The sequence below is a fragment of the Plantibacter flavus genome, assembly GCF_900177615.1.
GTDB lineage: Bacteria > Actinomycetota > Actinomycetes > Actinomycetales > Microbacteriaceae > Plantibacter > Plantibacter flavus.
On sequence record NZ_FXAP01000007.1, the window covers coordinates 120,674 to 138,150 of the forward strand.

Consider the following 17,477-nt stretch of genomic DNA (forward strand, 5'->3'; position numbering starts at 1 on the left):
CATGACGACGCCCATCGGTACACCCGCCGCGAATGCGATCGCTCCTGCCACTGTGTCTGGCATGGTCACCGTCCACATGACCGAAGTGATCGTCACCAGCTACGAACTGCCCGCCGCGGACTTCACTGCCCTCGGACTCACCGGTTCGGCTGGTGAACGTGCAGAACCGTACGATGAGAAGGCGATCCTTGCCGGTATCGAACAGCTCGACGAGCTCGAGCCGCTGGTGATGGCCAGCATCGCCGACCACGAACCGGGCGAGTACTCCGTCGTCGAGCGCACGATCACCCTCACCGCTTCCCAGTAGAAACCTCCGAGAAAGCTCCTCATGCCGAACACGACCACAGCAGATCTCTACGCGGCGTTCCCGGCCTTCTACGACAACAGCCTCATCGGGGCAATCGCCGATGTCGCCCGGTGGACGGTCTCCGACAGCGACAAGATGCCCATCAACATGCGTAACCTCATGGCTGGTGGCCCGATCTGGGGCGCTCATGAGATCAGCGATCAGTGCCTGGTCACTCTCGATGAGATGACGAGCTTCCTCCCCAACGCCGCCAACAACGCCTTCTACCTGCGAGCACAGACCGATGGCTTCGTCGTGCTGGACATCGAGCCGAGCTGCCCACCGGAAGTCGCCGCTGCGCTGCTCGGGATTCCGAGCCTCTACTCCGAGCTGTCGATGAGCGGGAACGGATACCACCTCGCGCTCCCCTTGCCGGCGAACTTCTGGGACTTCCCCATCGCCAGCACCAAACGAGTGCTCCGCCACGAGCACGGCTGGTACGAGATCCTGCTCGATCACTGGGTCACCTTCACCAGGTCTGAGATTCCGGACGACAGACGCCCTGTCCAGGACTTCACGCCAGGCGCCTGGGAGGCGCTCTACGCGTCGCTCGCCAAGGATGCCGTTGAAGCACCGACGACAGGGTTCGACATGTCGTCCGAGCGACCCGATGTTCCGAACATCGAGAAGATCCTCGAGCTCATGACCCGACGCCCACTCGAGAAGACCCTCGACGACTTCCGCGGCGACTCGTCTCGATACGAGTTCTCAACGCTCGGTGTGCTGTACAACCGACTGCGTCCGATCCTCGTGGCTATGCGGGATGTGGCGCCTGACGCCGTCTACGACGACGGCGTCCAAGCCTGGCTTGTCTACGAGGCCGCATCTCAGCTGCTGCCTCCCCGGGACAAGCACGAGGAGATGCGCAACGGTCTGCCCTTGCTGCTGAACGCCGCAGTCGCCCTCGTGGCCCGACGTCTCGGCGACAAAGCTGACGAAGAAGCTCGCAACACTTCAGAACGGTAGCCCGTGGGTTGCCGATCTGGCCGACCCCGAAATGAGACCAGATGACAACCGAGCAACACCTCATAGCGATCGTGGAATCCGTCGCCCAGGCTATCCACGACGACGAGATGGGTCGTGGGTCCTGGGACGACTACGGCTGCTGGACCATCAACACCGACACGGTGCACGAGGAGTACCGCTCGCGCGCACGTGCCGCGCTGGACGCGATTCCGGGCCTGCGTCTGGAGGAGCAGGTCCGCGTCACCTATCGCCACGACGGCCGATCCGGCGAAGCCCTCGGTCCGAGCGTCGACGCCATCGTCAAACGCGTCGAGAACGTCGGGCTGCAGCGATACGTCAGCGCAGAGGTGCTGATCGACAAGGTCGAGCGACAGATGGTGCTCACCGCCCTCACACCGTGGATCACCGATCGCACCAACCAGACGCGGTCACACGGCTGAGCCACGCATCGCAGACGGCGACGGCTGGTCACGTGGCCAAACCCCCATATCGACGCACCCGCGGTACAACACCCTCAACCCAGATGCCGAACGAAGGACACCGATCATGACTACCCTGACCACCGTCGATGAGATCAACGCGTACTTCGAGTCGACCGTATACGCGGCATCGTCGACGACGAATTTCGTCACAGCGCTGAACGCGGCCGGCGACCCGTTGATCCTCTGGGAGGACGAAGACGGGAACGTCTGCTTCCAGGGGGTCCCCTGGGCTCAAGACGAGGCGGGCGCGACCGTCGACCCGAACCGCGGCACCCTCCACGAAGAATCGAGCGCACTGCCGCTGACCGTACTTCATCCACTCACGGGAGCGAACGATGCCGCGATCGAGTGGGAGACGGGGCAACCAAACGGCACCGGTGAGATCGAAGCATCCACGGAACGCGACTGGTATACGGACTCGCGGGTCACCCACCGGCGCCTCGTCACCCGAGGGCCGTGGCTGCCTGCGCCCGCTGGCATAACCGCGCCCAAGTCAACGACCGATGGACCAGTGCACTGGATTGGAGACGCGCCCACCAGTCTCCACGGCAACGGGGCGACATCGTTCAAGCGGACGACCCGTAGCCCCATCGAAGTCACCTGCGGGCTGTGTCTCAACCTGCTGGCTCGAGATGAGCCGAGCGAGTCATGAGTGTTCGGATCTCGCTCAAGAATGCCGAGATCGACGTGCTCTACGACTTGCAGGACGGAGATTCAGTCGGGTCGCCGGAACACCCGGACTACGGCGTACTCATGGGAATCGTGGACAAGGTGGCACGCGCCGACCAGCGGCCGTCCCAGGGGTCACCCGGTCTCGGTCTGGTCGACAGCGAAGCGTGCGACTCGGAGGTACATCGTGGCTAGGACAAGGCGTGACATCGCGCTGCGCATGGCTCGCGAGATCGACCCGACCGGCGCGCCGGAGGATGACGACTACATCGACGACTGGGAGCCGGGGCACACGGTCTGCGGTGGTCACGGCGACCCCGGCTGCTCAGGCTGCTGGATGCACGACTACGACGAGGGCGATTCATTCGAATCCATGGACTCACTTGAGTTCCACCGCCTCGTGAGCGAGCAAATCGAGAGCAACGTCCGACTTCTCGTGCTCGCCAGCGGTGTCACCCTGCCCGAGTACCAGGCAGATGTGGACGGGATCATCGCCGCGCTCGCGACGGGTGCAGTCACAGTCGCTCTGCAGCACGGCCTGGTGACCCCGATACCGATCGATTCAACGAAGGAGGGACACCGTGGCTCAGAAGCTCCGCGTCGCTGAACAGGACGGAGATGTCATCGTGCTCGGAACGGACCAGATTCGCGAGGCAGCTGACTTCGCCGGCCTCGACAACGACAAGGGCATCCACTGGGACGCCTCTCACGGCGGCCTGCTCGCCCGGAGGAACGGGCGCTGGGTGTTCCGGAGCGAAGACCGGCCACCGAAGGATGCCCGACCCGGCGTAATGTTCACGTCCGTTCGCAAACCAATCGACCCGGATCAGGAGCGTCATGGAAGGATTGCCGAATGAGCGTGTGGATACTCCTGCGAGACGACCCGTTCGGGAACGGCGACATTCAGTCAGTGCACTCGTCACAGGAACGCGCCGACGCAGCCCTACTCGCCGCGCAACGACCGGGCGAATCGTTCACCGTGGAGGAATGGCCCGTCGACGGGGTCTAGAGACCGTCGTTGAACTAGCGGGTGGCGCTTCGTGACGGCCGTTCGTGACTTCGGAGCTCAACGCAATGCAAGCCTCTGGAGAATCGCCGTCGTGACGATCGCCTGTGATGGGCCGCATGCGCACGGCACTCAGCCGGCCGGTATTCGATCAGTCAGTGCCGCCGAAGGGCGGAAGGCCGCTCGGCTACAGGGATGGGCTGTCGCCGTGAAGAACCCGGGTGGCAAGCCCCGCGACTTCTGCCCCGAGCACCACGGTAACCCGAACAGTTCGAAGGATGGACATGGCTGAACGCCCACGTGACCTGTCGCAGCGCGAGCTTGACGACCTCATCCACGAGCTGATCCTCGCGGGTAGGGAAGATACGCCGGAGTTTCTCCGAGCGTTCAAGGAAGACGAGCGACGCAGTGAGGAAGCCGACCGTGGCTGAACCGACAAAGGCGAAGGCATCTACCGCGACGAATGCAGGATGGGGCTCGGGACTCACCGTCCGTGCGACCCACGCTGCACTGCGCACACCTCCTAGAACATGGTCGCAGCAGTGACCAACTAGGTCACTGACGCGCGCCAACCCCGGCGTGCCACATCCCTCAGCCCGACGCTTCGGCGGAGGGCTCATTGGCGCGCCCGAAAACGGGTGCCGCCGTCTCACCCCCACCGAAACCAGGAGGCAGCATGCCAGACACATCTGCGACAGCGGTCCTCGAAGAACCGCCGATCGAGACCGCGGACGACTTCGACGACAAGATCGTCCACGTCATCGAGAGCCGGTACCACTACCGCGACGATGACAACTACCCGGTCGTCAAAGACGAGATCCAGGTCGACGAAGGATGGTTCTCCACCCCCGAGTCGGCTCAGGCCCGATGCGACTACCTCAACACCCGGCACATCGCTGGATACAACGCCAGCGTCGACGCTGCTCGACGCGCACATGAGGCCAAGATCCAGCGGGCGGAGCTCGCCAACCAGGAAGCCGCCGTCATCCGCGCGGCCGGCCTGAACAAGGCCGATGTGCGGGTACCTCCCCCATTCGTGGCGGAGAGCCTCGCCAGCTTCAGGAGCGGAACCAGCTACACGGTCTACGAGGTCGTCGAGATCAAGCACTCCGACCACGATGGCCTCGCTCGCGCGGCCGGGGTCGTGTTCCCGCCCAAGGAGTAACCCGACCGAGAACGGGCGCCGCAGAGATCTGCGGCGCCCACCACTGCGTGAGCATCAGAGGTCATGCGCTCTGGCCCTGGCGGGGGGGGCCAGAGCGGCCGCGCAGCGCGCAGCCGGGGGATCTTGCGACGGCCGGACCAGGGGCGTATGCCCTGCCCGGCACGACGCCGAACGAAGAGCCCTTCGTCTGCAGCGGCGTCCGTCGGCGTCCCGAAAATCTGAAACCCAGAACCCCTGTTCGTCGATGCCTTCGGTGTCCGACGAGCCGAAACCCAACTGTCGCAACGAGGGCATCGCCCGACGTCGCTCAGCCACTCGATCCAAGACAAGGAATCCCGCTCATGAAGCTCGACGCCACCCTCAGCGACATCCTCAAGTACGACCTCGAAGTCGGCGCCGTTCCCGCCATGATGGGCGAGCCCGGCATCGGCAAGTCCTCATTCGTCGACACCCTCGCCATGAGCATGGGGACGAAGGCGTTCACCCTGGCGTGCAACCAGCTCGCCGACAAGGCCGACCTGACCGGCGGCCGTCTCGTGCCCACCGCCGACGGCAAGAGCTACCGCCAGGTGTTCTACCCGCACGAGGTCATCCAGGAGGCCATCCAGTACGCCGAAGCGAACCCGCGCGAGTGGCCCATCCTGTTCCTCGACGAGATCAACCGGTCCACCAGCGATGTGACATCGGCAGCCCTCTCGCTGCCGACCATGCGCAAGATCGGATCGTCCCCGCTCCCGAAGAACCTGCGCATCGTGGTCGCCGGCAACGACAAGGGCAACGTCACCACCCTCGACGAAGCGTCGCTCAGCCGCTTCGCCGTCTACCGTGTCGAGCCCGATGCGCAGACGCTCATCGGCATCCTCGGCAGCGAGATCAACGAGTGGGTCAAGGCGGTCCTGATCAAGTTCCCGAACCTCGTCTTCGCCAAGGGGTTGCCGACCACGGTCCTCGTGGACGGGACCGACCCCGACGACGACTCAGCCGCAACCTACAGCGACCTGCTCGACGCCGGCGAGGAGATGCTGCAGCTCACCACGCCCCGAACGATCCACGGGATCAGCCGCTGGTTGAACGTGGTGCCGAGGGACAAGCTGCTCGAGTACCTGCAGACCACCGTCATCAACGACGGCACCGAGTCCACGCTGCTCTCGGACATCATCGTCGCCCACATCGGCAACACGGACTTCGCCGCACACCTCCTGTCCGAGGTGGCCTCCGGGATCACTTCTGGCAACACCGGTCAGAACCAGTCCCTCACCGCGCCGAAGCCCAACTGCTACGCCGACCTCAAGGCCGCGTCGACCGTGACCGACCTCGAGGCGCTCATCCTGTCGCTCACCGACAACGAGCGTTCCGGCTCGCTGGTCTATGCCCTCTTCGAGCGTGCCAACAACAAGGTCCTGATCGAGCAGCTCGCGCAGCACACGGACGCGCTCCAGGGTGACCACAACCGCACCCTCGTGCAGCTCGCGGCACAGTCCATGCTCGACGAGGACAACGTCTCCGTGCTGTTCGGCACGACCACGGACGTCGGGAAGTCCACGCAGATGATGATCAGCGCGTTCATGTCCTGATCCGCCATTCACGACCAGAGGGTCGCCGCGCAACGCCGGCGACCCTCTGGTTGCACCCATCCCTTCCACTCCAACACGACATCTAGGAGGAGCCGTGACGCTCACACTCAGCGGACAGAAGCCCGCCATCCTCAGCCCGGTTCACGCCCTCCCGATCAACGGTGACTACGACCCGATCCCGGCCATCCGCGACTCCATCGTCAAGCCCTTCTTCGAGCCGCTCACGAATGGTGGATCGGTGACGATCGTCGACCAGCAGAACCGCCGCCGCGACGAAGACTCGATCCTCGCCACACTGATGCAGACCGTCGGAGCGAGCGTCAACCCGCAGGCCGAAGCCGAGATCATGTCCCTGCTCGCGCAGGGACTCGTGAACTACGACCAGAACACCAGCCTGCTCGTGAATGAGATGTACGTCGTCCAGGCCGCGCATGCGCATCGGATGCCGAATCCCGGCCCGAAGACCATCTACACCGCCGCGCACGACATCATTCCCGCGGCCAGGAACCTTCTGGCCGGGAACGCCAAGGACGACGGCGCGTTGCTCGCCAGCATCGCCTACACCTACTCCCCTGAGGCGCTCGGTTTCTGGTTCCAGTCCTCGGCCGACTTCGACGACTTCAAGGTGTGGCTCGCACAACAGACCTCGGCGCTATCCGCGGTGCTGCCCGCAGACACGGTGAACCTCCTCAACCGCTTCGCCCAGACGAACCTGGTCGAGCTCGTCGAGGGCTACGTGCTCCGCGCGAACGACTGGGACGGTAACGAGGAGTTCTCCTTCGCGCGCGTCATCGTCCACATGCTGATGCAGTACCAACAGCAGAACCGTGCCAACTGGGGAGCACAACAGCTGGTGGGTACGTTGCCGTTCACAATCTCGGAGCTCTTCCTCCCGCGCACCATCATCCTCGTCAACGTCGAAGCCCACGGGCGGGCGACGCCGAAGAAGGTCGACAACGAGTGGCGACTGATCAACCTGTCGATCGCCCAGCCGGTAAAGGTCATCTCGAACAAGTCACTGAGCAAACTCACCGCGGCCCCCCGTGCCGCAGCCAAGGCTGCGGCGAAGGCCACGGCCGCTCAGAGCGCCCGCAACCAGCAGAACGCTCGGTCGGCGAAGATCACGTTCAAGAAGCAGCCCCCGACGACCATCGACATCCTCACGAAACTTCTCCGTGTGCTGAAGCACATGAAGGAAGTGTCGCGGTCGATGAACGTGTTCAAGAAGACCAGGTCATCCTTCGCGAAGGCTAACCGCCGCGACCCCGACGACTACAACCGTCCGGGCAAGATCACGTCGACGCACTTCCTCCCGGATCTGCACGCGTTCATCGACACCTCGGGCTCCATCTCCGAGGCGAACTACCAGCAGGCCGTCTTCATGCTGATCAAGCTGGCGAAGCGTCTGAACGTCGACCTGTACTTCAACTCGTTCTCGCACGTCCTCTCGCAAGAGGTGGTGCTGCGAACGAAGGACAAGTCGATCACCAGGATCTGGCAGGAGTTCCGGAAGGTGCCCAAGGTCACGGGGGCCACCGAATTCAAGCAGGTCTGGGATTACATCAACGCGTCCGAGACGCGGAAGCGCAGACTTTCGCTCATGGTCACCGACTTCGAGTGGGACCCGCCGGTTCAGCGGGTCGAGCACCCGCGGAACCTGTACTACGCACCCTGCTCGAGCATGGACTGGGATTCGATCGTGGATTCCGCCACGTCGTTCGCGAAGACCATGCGACACATCGAGCCGGCCATCGGCCAGCGACTCATCGGTCTGGTCGCCTGACCTGACCCGGCCACTTCGGCCAAGACCAGCGAACAGCCCCGATTCGGTCGCTCGGCCCTCCACACGGAGGACGAGCACCGAGTCGGGGCTGTTTGCAGTCTCACTCACGAGAGGAAATCGACCACCATGGGTCTCCAGAACTATTCGAACCCAAGCGACGACGACGACACCAACGGTGGCATGGGCGGATTCGGCGGGCCCGGTTCACCCGGGCTGCCCCCGATGTCGGGGATCACCGGCGCCATGACCGACATCTCGGACATGCTCATCGACTACAACGAGCGGTTCAAGGGCGCAACGCCGGCCCTCTTCCGTGACGCGCTCATCGCTCAGAGCATCTCCGTCCTCATCGGCAAGGCCAAGCCGAACCCTCTGCTCGTCGGACCTGCCGGCGTGGGAAAGACCCGCATCGTCGAAGAGATCGCCCGCAGCATCGCCGTTCAGAGCCCGCTCATCCCTGCGCAGCTCGCCGGGAGTACGGTCTACGAACTGCCACTGAGCAACCTCGTCGCTGGCGCGGGCGTCGTAGGGCAGCTCGAGGAACGCGTCGCAGCCCTCGTCGACTTCGCGACGGACAAGCGCAACAACGCCATCCTCTTCATCGACGAGATCCACATGCTCCAGGACAGCCACGACCCCATCTACAAGAAGGTCGCCCAGATCTTGAAGCCGGCTCTCGCGCGTGGCGACATGCGCCTCATCGGCTCGACCACGATGAACGAGGCCAAGTCGTTCGACGACGACCCCGCGTTCGCGCGTCGCTTCTCCCGTCTCGTCGTCGACGAGCTGACCCGCGAGCAGACGATCGACGTCCTGTTCGCAGCGCGAGGCGGGTTCCTGTCGCACTACAAGAACAAGGTCTCGGTCTCGGATGACGTTCTGACCAAGGTGGCTGTGATCGCCGACGAGAACTCCCGCGCGTCGACGCACCGTCCCGATAACGCGCTCACCCTGCTCGACCGGGCAATGGCCGACACGGTGGTCGCTCACTCGAGCGCACTGGCGACTGCGCAGGCGGCGAACAACGCCGCCGTCGCGACCGCGTTGCAGAGTGTCACGACTCTGCCGTTGGGCGAGTCGAAGCTCCGGTCCGTGGCCGTCCGTCTCATGACCGGCATGGCCACCAAGGAACCCTTCGACGAGGCCCGAGTCCTGTCCAAGCTCGACCGCATCAAGGGGCAGGACTCGATCGTCACTGAGCTGATCGATGCGCTGCGGCGTGACGATCTCGGAGCCTTCCCCCGGAAGCGCCCCATGGCGTGGATGTTCGCCGGCCCCTCGGGCGTCGGCAAGACCGAAGCGTCGAAGATCATCGCCCAGGAGCTCACGAACCAGCCCCCGATCATCCTCAACATGGGTGAGTACAACATGGAGCACGATGCATCGCGCCTCATCGGTTCGGGCCCGGGGTATGCGGGGAGCGAGTCCAGCAGGGAGCTGCCATTCGACACCCTCGAGTCAAACCCCTACCGCGTGATCCTGCTCGACGAGGTGGAGAAGGCGCACCGGGTGATCCACCGACTGTTCCTGACGGCCCTCGACGAGGGCTGGATGCGGATGGCCAACGGCAAGGTGGTCGACTTCTCCAAGACGATCATCATCGCGACAACGAACGCTGCTCGGGACTCCATCAGCAAGAACCCCGTCGGATTCTCGACGGCACCCGAGCGCCAGCCGCTCACCCGCCAAGAGCTGACGAAGGCGCTGCAGGAGCACTTCGAGCCTGAGTTCCTGGGTCGCTTCTCGAAGTTGATCGCGTTCGCACCGCTGTCGCGAGACACCTTCACGGACATCTTGGTAGCTAGCTACGAGCGGGAGCTCGACCGCATCGCACTGTCCGATCCTCGAACCGCCGCACTGGTGGCTCGTCCGATCGACGTCGATGTGCTGGAGGCCGCCGTCACCGCGTCGTACCTGCCTGACCAGGGAGCGCGCCCGGCCGAGCAGGCGGCTCGGACGCTCATCGAAGACGCGGTCCTGGCCGTCCGATTCCCGAGCGCACCGACCACACCCGGCAGCACCGGGTCGGGTATCGCCTCGGACCTCGAGGGGCCCGTCGACGAGTAGTAGCAGATCCCGGGTGGGGCGAGAGGCGACACCTTTCGCCCCACCAAACCGTCACTTCCGAGCAGAAAGAGAGAGTTCCATGCTCGACCGAACCTACCCATCCGGCTCGACGCTCTCCTCCCCAGTTCGGGAGCGTCACAACGCTGAACGAGTGAGCTTCCGCATCTGCGCAATGGATGACGCTCACGGAGAAGACGTGCCCTTCGCGGCCGTCGTCGCCACGATCACGAGCCCTGCGCACGGCACAGCGGAGCATCCTCGCGGCACCTGGCAGTCCGGTATCCCGCTGTGTCAATCCTGCAGCGACCGGTACCAGCAGGAGATGCCCTTCGGCTTTTACATGGTCGATCGCGTCCTGCCGATGATCTGCCAGAACTGCGGGCTCCCCTCCCCGTGCAACGACTGCGACGACACCGACTAGGGCGTCGCCCCCGCTGGCTCACCCCTGAGACCACCAGCACGCCCCCCATACGCACAGCCATCACGCCCTCGGGCACAAATAACCAGAGAGAAGCCCAGCGATGCCAATTCAGCTCGATGACCTCACCGCACTGTCCTCCGCTCCCGCGGTCAAGGCCCTGACTCCGAAGTACTTCAGCAGCGAGCTGACTGGCTCCGGGAAGGGTGTTGGTCTGCTCAACAAGGGCGTCCGTCCCGGTTCGTACCCGCTCGGCTCCAGCCGTGCGACCATGTCCGCTGCCGATGTCACCACGAAGACGAAGAGCACCGGCAGCAGCGTCACCAAGTTCACGGTCCCACTGCACCCACTCGCGCAGTACTCCGTCGAGCACAACGCGGCGAAGGGGCTCAGCTACGCCGTTCCCTTCGACACCGACCGCTTCGAGGTCACCGCCCACGCGACGGCACTCGACTTCGACGTGTTCCTGGATCTGACCCCGCAGGGGCTGACCCTCCACAAGGACGAGAGCGGCGACAAGATCGTCAAGGACCTCAACATCCTCTACCGCATGGAGATCTACGTCCTGGCCAAGAACTCGGGCTCCGATCGCGTTCGCATGGTCTCCACTGCTCCTCCGAAGGGGCAGAGCGCCTTCGGCGCCGGCGACGAGTTCACGATGGCTCGGTGGAGCTTCGCGCCGCTCGATGACGCGCAGGAGTTCATCAAGGATGCCACCCAGTGGCTCGCTGCGCGCGCCGCAGGCGTCTTCGTCGACACCGACGAGCTGGCCGAGTGGATGACCAACTACGACGTCCACGAGCGCATCTGCCGTCTCGCCGCCGTGTGGGAGGGTGAAGAGGTCGCGGACCTCCTGTCCCAGCACATCAGCGACCTGTTCGCCAACGGCACGCCGGACTCCACGACGCTGAACCACCTCGCGATTCAGCTGCGCTACCTCGAGACGTACAACATCTCGCTGTCGGCCTACCGTGCCATCCACACGACGATCAACAGCGTCTGCGCGCCCGACGTCGCGAACAGCCTCAGCAAGCAGAACCTCAACCTGCTGATGTCGCACACGCTCGAGCACCTGAGCACGATGAAGGGTCAGCTGTCCGTCCCGCCGGCAGGCCAGTCCACCAACTGGGTCATGCCGGCCCACTTCTCCGCCCAGCAGCGCGCAGCGATCTCCACCCCGGAGCCGCTGACGCTCGTCCAGGCCGGCGCCGGTACCGGGAAGTCGACTGTGATCTTGGGGCGCATCCAGCACCTCGCTTCACAGGGCGTCAACCCGGCCGACATCGCGGTCCTCTCGTTCACCAACGCGGCCGCCGACAACATCACGGAGAAGAACCCCGCCGTGAAGTCGATGACCATCGCGCGGATGATCCACGACATCTACTCGCTGAACCACCCGACCCACGAACTGTCCTCGATCGACACGATCCTGAACAGCATCGAGATCTACTTCCCGACCAGCGACATCGGTCGCTCGTTCCGCAAGGTCATGATGGAGGTGGACAAGCTCTCCGCGGGGTCGATGACGTTGCTCAACGCGTTCGTCGAGAAGTACCAGACCGAGGTTCTGGAGATGCTCAACCGCATCCGCCAGACCTGCCTCGAGCTGGAGATCGTGATCGCGTACCAGCAGATCGACACGATGATCGAGCCGCCGAACGTCTCGTCGAAGTTCCTCATCATCGACGAGGTGCAGGACAACTCGATCTTCGAGTTCATCTACCTGCTGAAGTACGTCGCAAAGCACCGCGAGAACATGTTCATCGTCGGCGACGCATCGCAGACGCTGTACGAGTTCCGTGCGTCGAACCCGAAGGCGCTGAACGCGCTGGAGGAGTCGGGCGTCTTCTCGACGTTCCAGCTGACGACGAACTACCGGAGCAACCAGGAGATCCTGGACTTCGCCAACGTGCACCTCGCGGACATCGAGGCGAACCTCGCTGCGCAGCTGCGCCTGCAGGCCAACTCCCTGCTCGTGCCCACGGCAACCTCCTTCCGGGAGAAGGTCAAGCTGAACTACCTCCACTACCAGCGACTCACGGAGTTCCGTGGGGACCTGCCGAGCCACATCGCCGTCGACGTGCGTCCGTACATCGAGGCGAGCCTGGCTCGTGGTGAGCAGGTGGCGTTCCTGGCGTACTCACGTCAGGAAGTCGCCATCATCGAGGAGAAGTTGCAGCAGATGTTCCCCCAGGAGGCGGTGGCGAACCTCGTCAGCAGCCGTGTCTACCCGACCACGGTGTTCTCCCAGTACATCAAGCTGTTCTGGAACGACGTGCTCCAGGTCGACCCGGCGGACGCCGCGTTCGTGATCCACAAGGGGATCAACGACAACCTCGCCCAGCTCACCCGGCAGGCCGACAAGGCTGCTGGCGCGGTGGCGAAGATGACGTCCGAGTGGTGGGTTGCCAGCGCGCCCGACATCAACGGGTGGGTGGGTCTGTACCAGCACGGCCAGCTGTCCGCGGATGCGTTCTTCGAGCGCCTCCAGGAGAACGTCCTCGGCTACGAGATCCGTCACAACGGCATCAAGCAGTCGCTGATGAACCAGAAGAACCGTGAGCGCAAGGAGAAGAACCTCAACGCGAAGGGGAAGCTCGTCGTGAGCACCATCCACGGCGCCAAGGGCTTGGAGTTCGACAACGTCGTGGTCGTGCACAAGTACGACGCGTCGATGAAGGAGGCCGACAAGCGCATGTTCTACGTCGCCTTCACCCGGGCGATGAAGAGCATGTACGTGCTCTCCTACGGCACGGTGCCGAAGCCCCGCATCGAGAGCGACTACGAGCTGATCGTGGGCGCCCTCGAGAAACGCGACGCACTCACCACGCTGCGCGACCAGGGTGTCGACACCGACGCTCTGTCGGACGACGAAGTCGAAGCGGCGATCGCCGTGATGATGGCCGCGTCTTCGGATGCATCGGTGGAGATCACCATCACCGACGACCAGGCCACCGAGGCACTGGCCGGCTTCACAGAGGCGATCGCGCGCCTGGAGGCAGAAGCAGAAGGAGAGACGGCCGGCGACGGCCCCAACCCCCTCGCAGACGCGTCCGCGTTCACCGCGGCGGCCGCCTGACCTCAGGTCGGTCGATAGCAAGCAACACCACTACACCCGCAACACGGAGGGCGATCCAATCAAGGTCGCCCTCCGTGTTGTTCCACCCTCAGAACCACCCCCAAATCCAAGGAGACCCTCGTGACTGTCAACACCATCGACAAGCGGGGCACCGGCCCGACCCGTGTGTACGAGACGGCATACCGAGCACTCGTCCTCGACGAGGAACAGGTCGTGCTCGACGCGAGTTTCGAGCACGCATCCGCCCGACGATCGGCCATCGTGGACCTGCTCCTGAGCAATCACGATGAGGTCCCATCCGCGGACGTCGACGACGTCCGCGCGCCGTTCGGCGGCGCCGATGCGGACGCCGCGACCGCCCAGGTCGTCGCGCTGTTCGTCGACGCCGGCGCCGACATCAACTGCTACCTCAGCGAAGCGCAAGTCGATGTAGGACCGCTCGTCATGTACAGCGCCTTCACCGACTTCGGGACCGGCGAGCTCAGCATCGAGCACTACGGGACCGCCGAGGAACGACTCAGCGCACTGAGGGACCGCGCCGGAATCTTCACCGACGACGAAGAGTACTTCCTCGCCGCCGACGAAGAGACGTGCTCAACCGCCATCGAGATGGCCCTGTCGCCGACCCGCGGCCGCCTGTACCTCGTCGAAGCCACGCGCGATCCTGCCGATGGCAGCTACTGCACCATCTGAGCCGAGGAGGCCACCATGAAGCACCTGATGTTGATCGAAGACGGTTCCAGCTTGGAGAACAGCCTGCACCTCAGCGATCGCACCCGAGCCGCGCGCCTGATCGACCTTCTCCGCTCCGGGGACCTCGGTGACTCGGTCGCCAGCGACGCCAATGAGGCGCTGATCGAGGCAGATCTCGAAGCAGCCGCCGCGGACTACCCCGAAGGAGTGTCCGCGCAACACCCGCGCCCAGAAGACTACGTGGACACTCTCCGCGACGTTCTCTCAGACCGAGGCATCGACATGTACCTCGATGACCTCGACGCCCCGACGGAGGTGAGCACCGCATGACCACGAGTCCACCAAAGCCATCGGACCTCGTCAGAACGGCCGCATCGAAGCAATCACCCAGGACGGTCGTGCCGTCGCTGCGTCATCGGCGCGGCGACATCTGGATGGTGAACGCCGACCCCGGCAATCCCGCCGTCGGAACGGAGATCTGGAGCAACCGCCCCGCGATCATCGTCTCGAACAACGTGATGAACTCCAGCGCTGGCTTCGCCCTGATCGTGTACCTGTCGACGGCCACGCGCAAGCGCAGCGGGCCGACACATGTGGAGATCCCCGTCGACGACGGCAACGGTCACACCATGGCTCTCGTCGAGCAGGTCCACACCGTGGACGCCTCGCGACTCCTCCGACACATGGGATCCGTCCCAGCAACCCACATGCGAGAGATCGACGCGGCCCTGACGCTGTCGATGAGCATCGGTCGCAATCCAGATACGCACAACGCGTTCCGGAAGTGGGAGGAACACATCAAGCTCCACGGCATCAACATCGCCAAGGAGATCGATGCCCTCGCCGGGAACACCGTCGACCAGCGCATCCAAGCGCTGTCCAAGGCGCTCGAGCTCACAGCCATCGCCGCGGACGCCTGGCGGGACCTGTACGAAAACTCGCAGGCGCACCCATCCGCGATGCATGACGTCGCTCAGGCACTGCACGGGAGTCCCTTCAAGGCCTAGCTTCGCAGCCCCGCTCGCAAAAGATCGGGCGGGGCTGCGACAATGCGGATATGGATGCGCCCGGCAACGATCTGACCAAGTCAGTTCTACGGACTCGCGCCATTGCCTGGCAGTACTTCTCCGATAGGCACGGTCACCGTCCCACCTCAGACGGAGGCCAACTCGACGAACAGGTGCTCCACAGGTGGATGCGAGAAGTACACGAGTTGCGTTCTCAGGGCAGCCTAAGTGCCGAGGATCAACAACTTCTAGATGAGGTCGCGCCTGACTGGGCGCGGACCCGTGGACGATCGGAGGAATCTCTCACGCGCCTCCGGTCCCGAATCGAAGAGTGGTCGGAGTTCGTCTCGATCCACGCGGTCGATCCACGCGGACATCGTTCCAATCCGAACGCTGAGCGCCGCCTTCATTCCTGGCTACTGACACTCCAGCTTGCCGATACGCGCGGGGCCGTAGACCCCGAGTTTCGAGAGATTCTCGACGCTGAAGCCCCCTGGTGGCGCACCAGGATTGCCCCAACACAGCCCGCAAGCTCGGCCGCGCCCCGGCGTGAGACCCCGCTCATCATCCATGCGGCTCCGCCGGAGACTGCTGGGTCCTTCACGCTCGGCTACGCCGAGTGGCCAGCCGAAGGGCTCTCTGCTACACAGAGATCCAGCCTACTGATGCTCGCGCAGTGGCTAGCATTCACCCTTCATCACGGGCGAACACCCAGAAACACCCCCCTCGATGATGAAGACATCGAACGTCGCCTCGCCCAATGGATGGCTCGCATGCGCTCCGAGTTTCGTCGCGGGGCCCTGCACCCGGCGGTAATCGCAGCCCTCGATGCCGCGGTAAGCGGGTGGGCGAACACCCCTAGGCGTGGTCGCCCACCGAAGACGGCTACGACCGAGGTGGTCAGCCGGCGATCACCATCTCGAAGAGACTCGCCGTCCGACGTCGTCGAAATTGAGCGGAGCTGGATCGAACACTCACCCGGCATGAGCGCGTTGAACTCCCTGATCGATCGGAAGATGGCTGGCGCATTCGACCACCTCACCGTCCGCCATCAATCCAGTCTCCTGAGGTTCGCCGACTGGGTCGACTTCACACGCACACATGGTCGACAACCAGGGAATGCGCGTCTGGTCTCAGCACAAGAGGCGCGCCTCTACGAGTGGATGCGGGTGCTCAGGCGCGCCCGCAATAGAGGTGAACTCGACCCTGCAGTCCAAACCTCCTTTGACGACATCGCTCCAGAGTGGATCGAAGCCCGGAGTGTGGGTCGCCCACGATGGGTGCCCACAGAAGACGGTGAAGGCCGACAAGTTCCACGACCTCACGTCCTGACCGCAAACGTTGCAACACACAAACCCCGCGCTGCGGCATACGCTGAGTTCATCGCTCTGCACAACCACAGACCGTTCAGCACAGCGGAAGACAGCGCCGAGTTGAGCATGGCTCGATGGTTCGCGAAGAAGCGCACGCAGTTGATCGAAGGCAAACTACACCCGGCTGTCCGCGCGGCGATCTCCGATGAACTTCCTGGTTGGGATTCAACCAGCGGCATGCTCGCATTCGAGATCGCAGCGACGTCCGATTTCCACGAAAGACTCGGGCAACTCGAGGCGTACATCAACGAACACGACGGACAACGCCCACCCAGGAATCGGATGCCTGAGACGCCCGGATATTGGCTCGCTGAACAGAAGGACCTCTTCAGAATGGGGAACCTCGACCATACGCGCAAAAGGGCGCTCGACAATGTCCTCTCTCGTGGCTGGCACAGACCTCAAGCCGACATCGACTGGTCCACAGCCCTTGACTCGCTGGTGACGTTCGTTTCCACGAATGGACACTTCCCGCGCCGTGCCGCTGAGAGCGATAGATCCGAGCTCAAACTGGAGCAATGGTTGCGGCGCCAGCGAGCACATCTGCGGACCGGGGACCTGAGTCGACAACGCAGTGACGCGTTGCGACGCGCAGTGCCCGGGTGGGATGAACCGAAGCTCATGGCTACATGGACCCGTTCCCTCCACGAAGTCGTGGAGTTCTACGCCGCACATCGGCAACTTCCCCGGGCAACGGCGGGCCATCCGTACAACTGGCTGGCGTACCAGCGCAGCAGACACAAAGCTGGCTTGCTGAGCGAGGCCCAAGTCGCCATGATCGATGCGGCTGCGCCCGGATGGCGACCTGACGACCTGACTGAGCCGTAGAGCCCCAACGAATCTGCACTG

At 63.9% G+C, this 17,477-nt stretch carries 18 protein-coding genes; all 18 read left to right on the forward strand.

All coding sequences use genetic code 11. The features are described 5' to 3' along the window. The first annotated feature begins 1 nt into the window (after position 1). The 18 genes from B9Y95_RS18840 (at position 2) to B9Y95_RS20545 (ending at position 17,456) form a co-directional block, all read left to right on the forward strand. Positions 2-307: a hypothetical protein gene (locus B9Y95_RS18840; RefSeq protein ID WP_085514195.1), complete on the forward strand. Its 306-nt coding sequence runs from the start codon at positions 2-4 to the stop codon at positions 305-307. 21 nt (positions 308-328) lie between these two features. Continuing rightward, complete coding sequence (locus tag B9Y95_RS18845; RefSeq protein ID WP_085514196.1) at positions 329-1,312, forward strand: hypothetical protein; 984 nt, start codon at positions 329-331, stop codon at positions 1,310-1,312. A 41-nt stretch (positions 1,313-1,353) separates the two neighbouring features. Next, complete coding sequence (locus B9Y95_RS18850; RefSeq protein ID WP_085514197.1) at positions 1,354-1,752, forward strand: hypothetical protein; 399 nt, start codon at positions 1,354-1,356, stop codon at positions 1,750-1,752. A 106-nt stretch (positions 1,753-1,858) separates the two neighbouring features. Continuing rightward, on the forward strand, positions 1,859-2,446 hold the full coding sequence (locus B9Y95_RS18855) for a hypothetical protein (protein WP_085514198.1): 588 nt from the start codon (positions 1,859-1,861) through the stop codon (positions 2,444-2,446). Between the two features lie 237 nt (positions 2,447-2,683). Next, a complete protein-coding gene (locus B9Y95_RS18865; RefSeq protein WP_085514200.1) occupies positions 2,684-3,070 on the forward strand; it encodes a hypothetical protein in 387 nt (128 codons plus the stop codon). Then, positions 3,045-3,320 carry a hypothetical protein gene (locus B9Y95_RS18870; protein WP_085514201.1) on the forward strand — a complete coding sequence of 92 codons (276 nt, stop codon included), beginning with the start codon at positions 3,045-3,047 and terminating at the stop codon, positions 3,318-3,320. The genes B9Y95_RS18865 and B9Y95_RS18870 overlap by 26 nt, the downstream gene beginning before the upstream one ends. After that, the gene (locus B9Y95_RS20800; RefSeq protein WP_159453462.1) at positions 3,317-3,472 is read left to right on the forward strand and encodes a hypothetical protein; all 156 of its coding nucleotides are present in this window, start codon (positions 3,317-3,319) and stop codon (positions 3,470-3,472) included. The genes B9Y95_RS18870 and B9Y95_RS20800 overlap by 4 nt, the downstream gene beginning before the upstream one ends. 281 nt (positions 3,473-3,753) lie before the next feature. Next, a complete protein-coding gene (locus tag B9Y95_RS20915) occupies positions 3,754-3,900 on the forward strand; it encodes a hypothetical protein (RefSeq protein ID WP_170169583.1) in 147 nt (48 codons plus the stop codon). 245 nt (positions 3,901-4,145) lie between these two features. Beyond that, complete coding sequence (locus B9Y95_RS18875) at positions 4,146-4,634, forward strand: hypothetical protein (RefSeq protein ID WP_085514202.1); 489 nt, start codon at positions 4,146-4,148, stop codon at positions 4,632-4,634. A gap of 341 nt (positions 4,635-4,975) precedes the next feature. Then, complete coding sequence (locus B9Y95_RS18880; RefSeq protein ID WP_085514203.1) at positions 4,976-6,208, forward strand: AAA family ATPase; 1,233 nt, start codon at positions 4,976-4,978, stop codon at positions 6,206-6,208. A gap of 94 nt (positions 6,209-6,302) precedes the next feature. Then, positions 6,303-7,991, forward strand: coding sequence for a hypothetical protein (locus B9Y95_RS18885; RefSeq protein ID WP_085514204.1), 1,689 nt, complete (start codon positions 6,303-6,305; stop codon positions 7,989-7,991). Positions 7,992-8,117: 126 nt separating this feature from the next. Next, positions 8,118-10,058: an AAA family ATPase gene (locus tag B9Y95_RS18890; protein WP_085514205.1), complete on the forward strand. Its 1,941-nt coding sequence runs from the start codon at positions 8,118-8,120 to the stop codon at positions 10,056-10,058. Positions 10,059-10,230: 172 nt separating this feature from the next. Further along, on the forward strand, positions 10,231-10,479 hold the full coding sequence (locus tag B9Y95_RS18895) for a hypothetical protein (protein ID WP_085514206.1): 249 nt from the start codon (positions 10,231-10,233) through the stop codon (positions 10,477-10,479). A gap of 100 nt (positions 10,480-10,579) precedes the next feature. Further along, a complete protein-coding gene (locus B9Y95_RS18900; RefSeq protein ID WP_085514207.1) occupies positions 10,580-13,555 on the forward strand; it encodes a UvrD-helicase domain-containing protein in 2,976 nt (991 codons plus the stop codon). A 120-nt stretch (positions 13,556-13,675) separates the two neighbouring features. After that, positions 13,676-14,248: a hypothetical protein gene (locus tag B9Y95_RS20805; RefSeq protein ID WP_085514208.1), complete on the forward strand. Its 573-nt coding sequence runs from the start codon at positions 13,676-13,678 to the stop codon at positions 14,246-14,248. A gap of 15 nt (positions 14,249-14,263) precedes the next feature. Further along, on the forward strand, positions 14,264-14,578 hold the full coding sequence (locus tag B9Y95_RS18910; RefSeq protein WP_085514209.1) for a hypothetical protein: 315 nt from the start codon (positions 14,264-14,266) through the stop codon (positions 14,576-14,578). A 68-nt stretch (positions 14,579-14,646) separates the two neighbouring features. Continuing rightward, positions 14,647-15,255 carry a type II toxin-antitoxin system PemK/MazF family toxin gene (locus B9Y95_RS18915; RefSeq protein WP_159453463.1) on the forward strand — a complete coding sequence of 203 codons (609 nt, stop codon included), beginning with the start codon at positions 14,647-14,649 and terminating at the stop codon, positions 15,253-15,255. A 983-nt stretch (positions 15,256-16,238) separates the two neighbouring features. Continuing rightward, positions 16,239-17,456, forward strand: coding sequence for a helicase associated domain-containing protein (locus B9Y95_RS20545; RefSeq protein WP_143736588.1), 1,218 nt, complete (start codon positions 16,239-16,241; stop codon positions 17,454-17,456). The last annotated feature ends 21 nt before the right edge of the window (positions 17,457-17,477 follow it).

What these genes read in the sequence shown, in the direction of transcription:
- B9Y95_RS18840 (WP_085514195.1), top strand. Translation starts at nt 2, where the DNA reads ATGACGACGCCCATCGGTACACCCGCCGCGAATGCGATCGCTCCTGCC.
- B9Y95_RS18845 (WP_085514196.1), top strand. Translation starts at nt 329, where the DNA reads ATGCCGAACACGACCACAGCAGATCTCTACGCGGCGTTCCCGGCCTTC.
- B9Y95_RS18850 (WP_085514197.1), top strand. Translation starts at nt 1,354, where the DNA reads ATGACAACCGAGCAACACCTCATAGCGATCGTGGAATCCGTCGCCCAG.
- B9Y95_RS18855 (WP_085514198.1), top strand. Translation starts at nt 1,859, where the DNA reads ATGACTACCCTGACCACCGTCGATGAGATCAACGCGTACTTCGAGTCG.
- B9Y95_RS18865 (WP_085514200.1), top strand. Translation starts at nt 2,684, where the DNA reads ATGGCTCGCGAGATCGACCCGACCGGCGCGCCGGAGGATGACGACTAC.
- B9Y95_RS20800 (WP_159453462.1), top strand. Translation starts at nt 3,317, where the DNA reads ATGAGCGTGTGGATACTCCTGCGAGACGACCCGTTCGGGAACGGCGAC.
- B9Y95_RS20915 (WP_170169583.1), top strand. Translation starts at nt 3,754, where the DNA reads ATGGCTGAACGCCCACGTGACCTGTCGCAGCGCGAGCTTGACGACCTC.
- B9Y95_RS18875 (WP_085514202.1), top strand. Translation starts at nt 4,146, where the DNA reads ATGCCAGACACATCTGCGACAGCGGTCCTCGAAGAACCGCCGATCGAG.
- B9Y95_RS18880 (WP_085514203.1), top strand. Translation starts at nt 4,976, where the DNA reads ATGAAGCTCGACGCCACCCTCAGCGACATCCTCAAGTACGACCTCGAA.
- B9Y95_RS18890 (WP_085514205.1), top strand. Translation starts at nt 8,118, where the DNA reads ATGGGTCTCCAGAACTATTCGAACCCAAGCGACGACGACGACACCAAC.
- B9Y95_RS18895 (WP_085514206.1), top strand. Translation starts at nt 10,231, where the DNA reads ATGGATGACGCTCACGGAGAAGACGTGCCCTTCGCGGCCGTCGTCGCC.
- B9Y95_RS18900 (WP_085514207.1), top strand. Translation starts at nt 10,580, where the DNA reads ATGCCAATTCAGCTCGATGACCTCACCGCACTGTCCTCCGCTCCCGCG.
- B9Y95_RS18910 (WP_085514209.1), top strand. Translation starts at nt 14,264, where the DNA reads ATGAAGCACCTGATGTTGATCGAAGACGGTTCCAGCTTGGAGAACAGC.
- B9Y95_RS20545 (WP_143736588.1), top strand. Translation starts at nt 16,239, where the DNA reads ATGAGCGCGTTGAACTCCCTGATCGATCGGAAGATGGCTGGCGCATTC.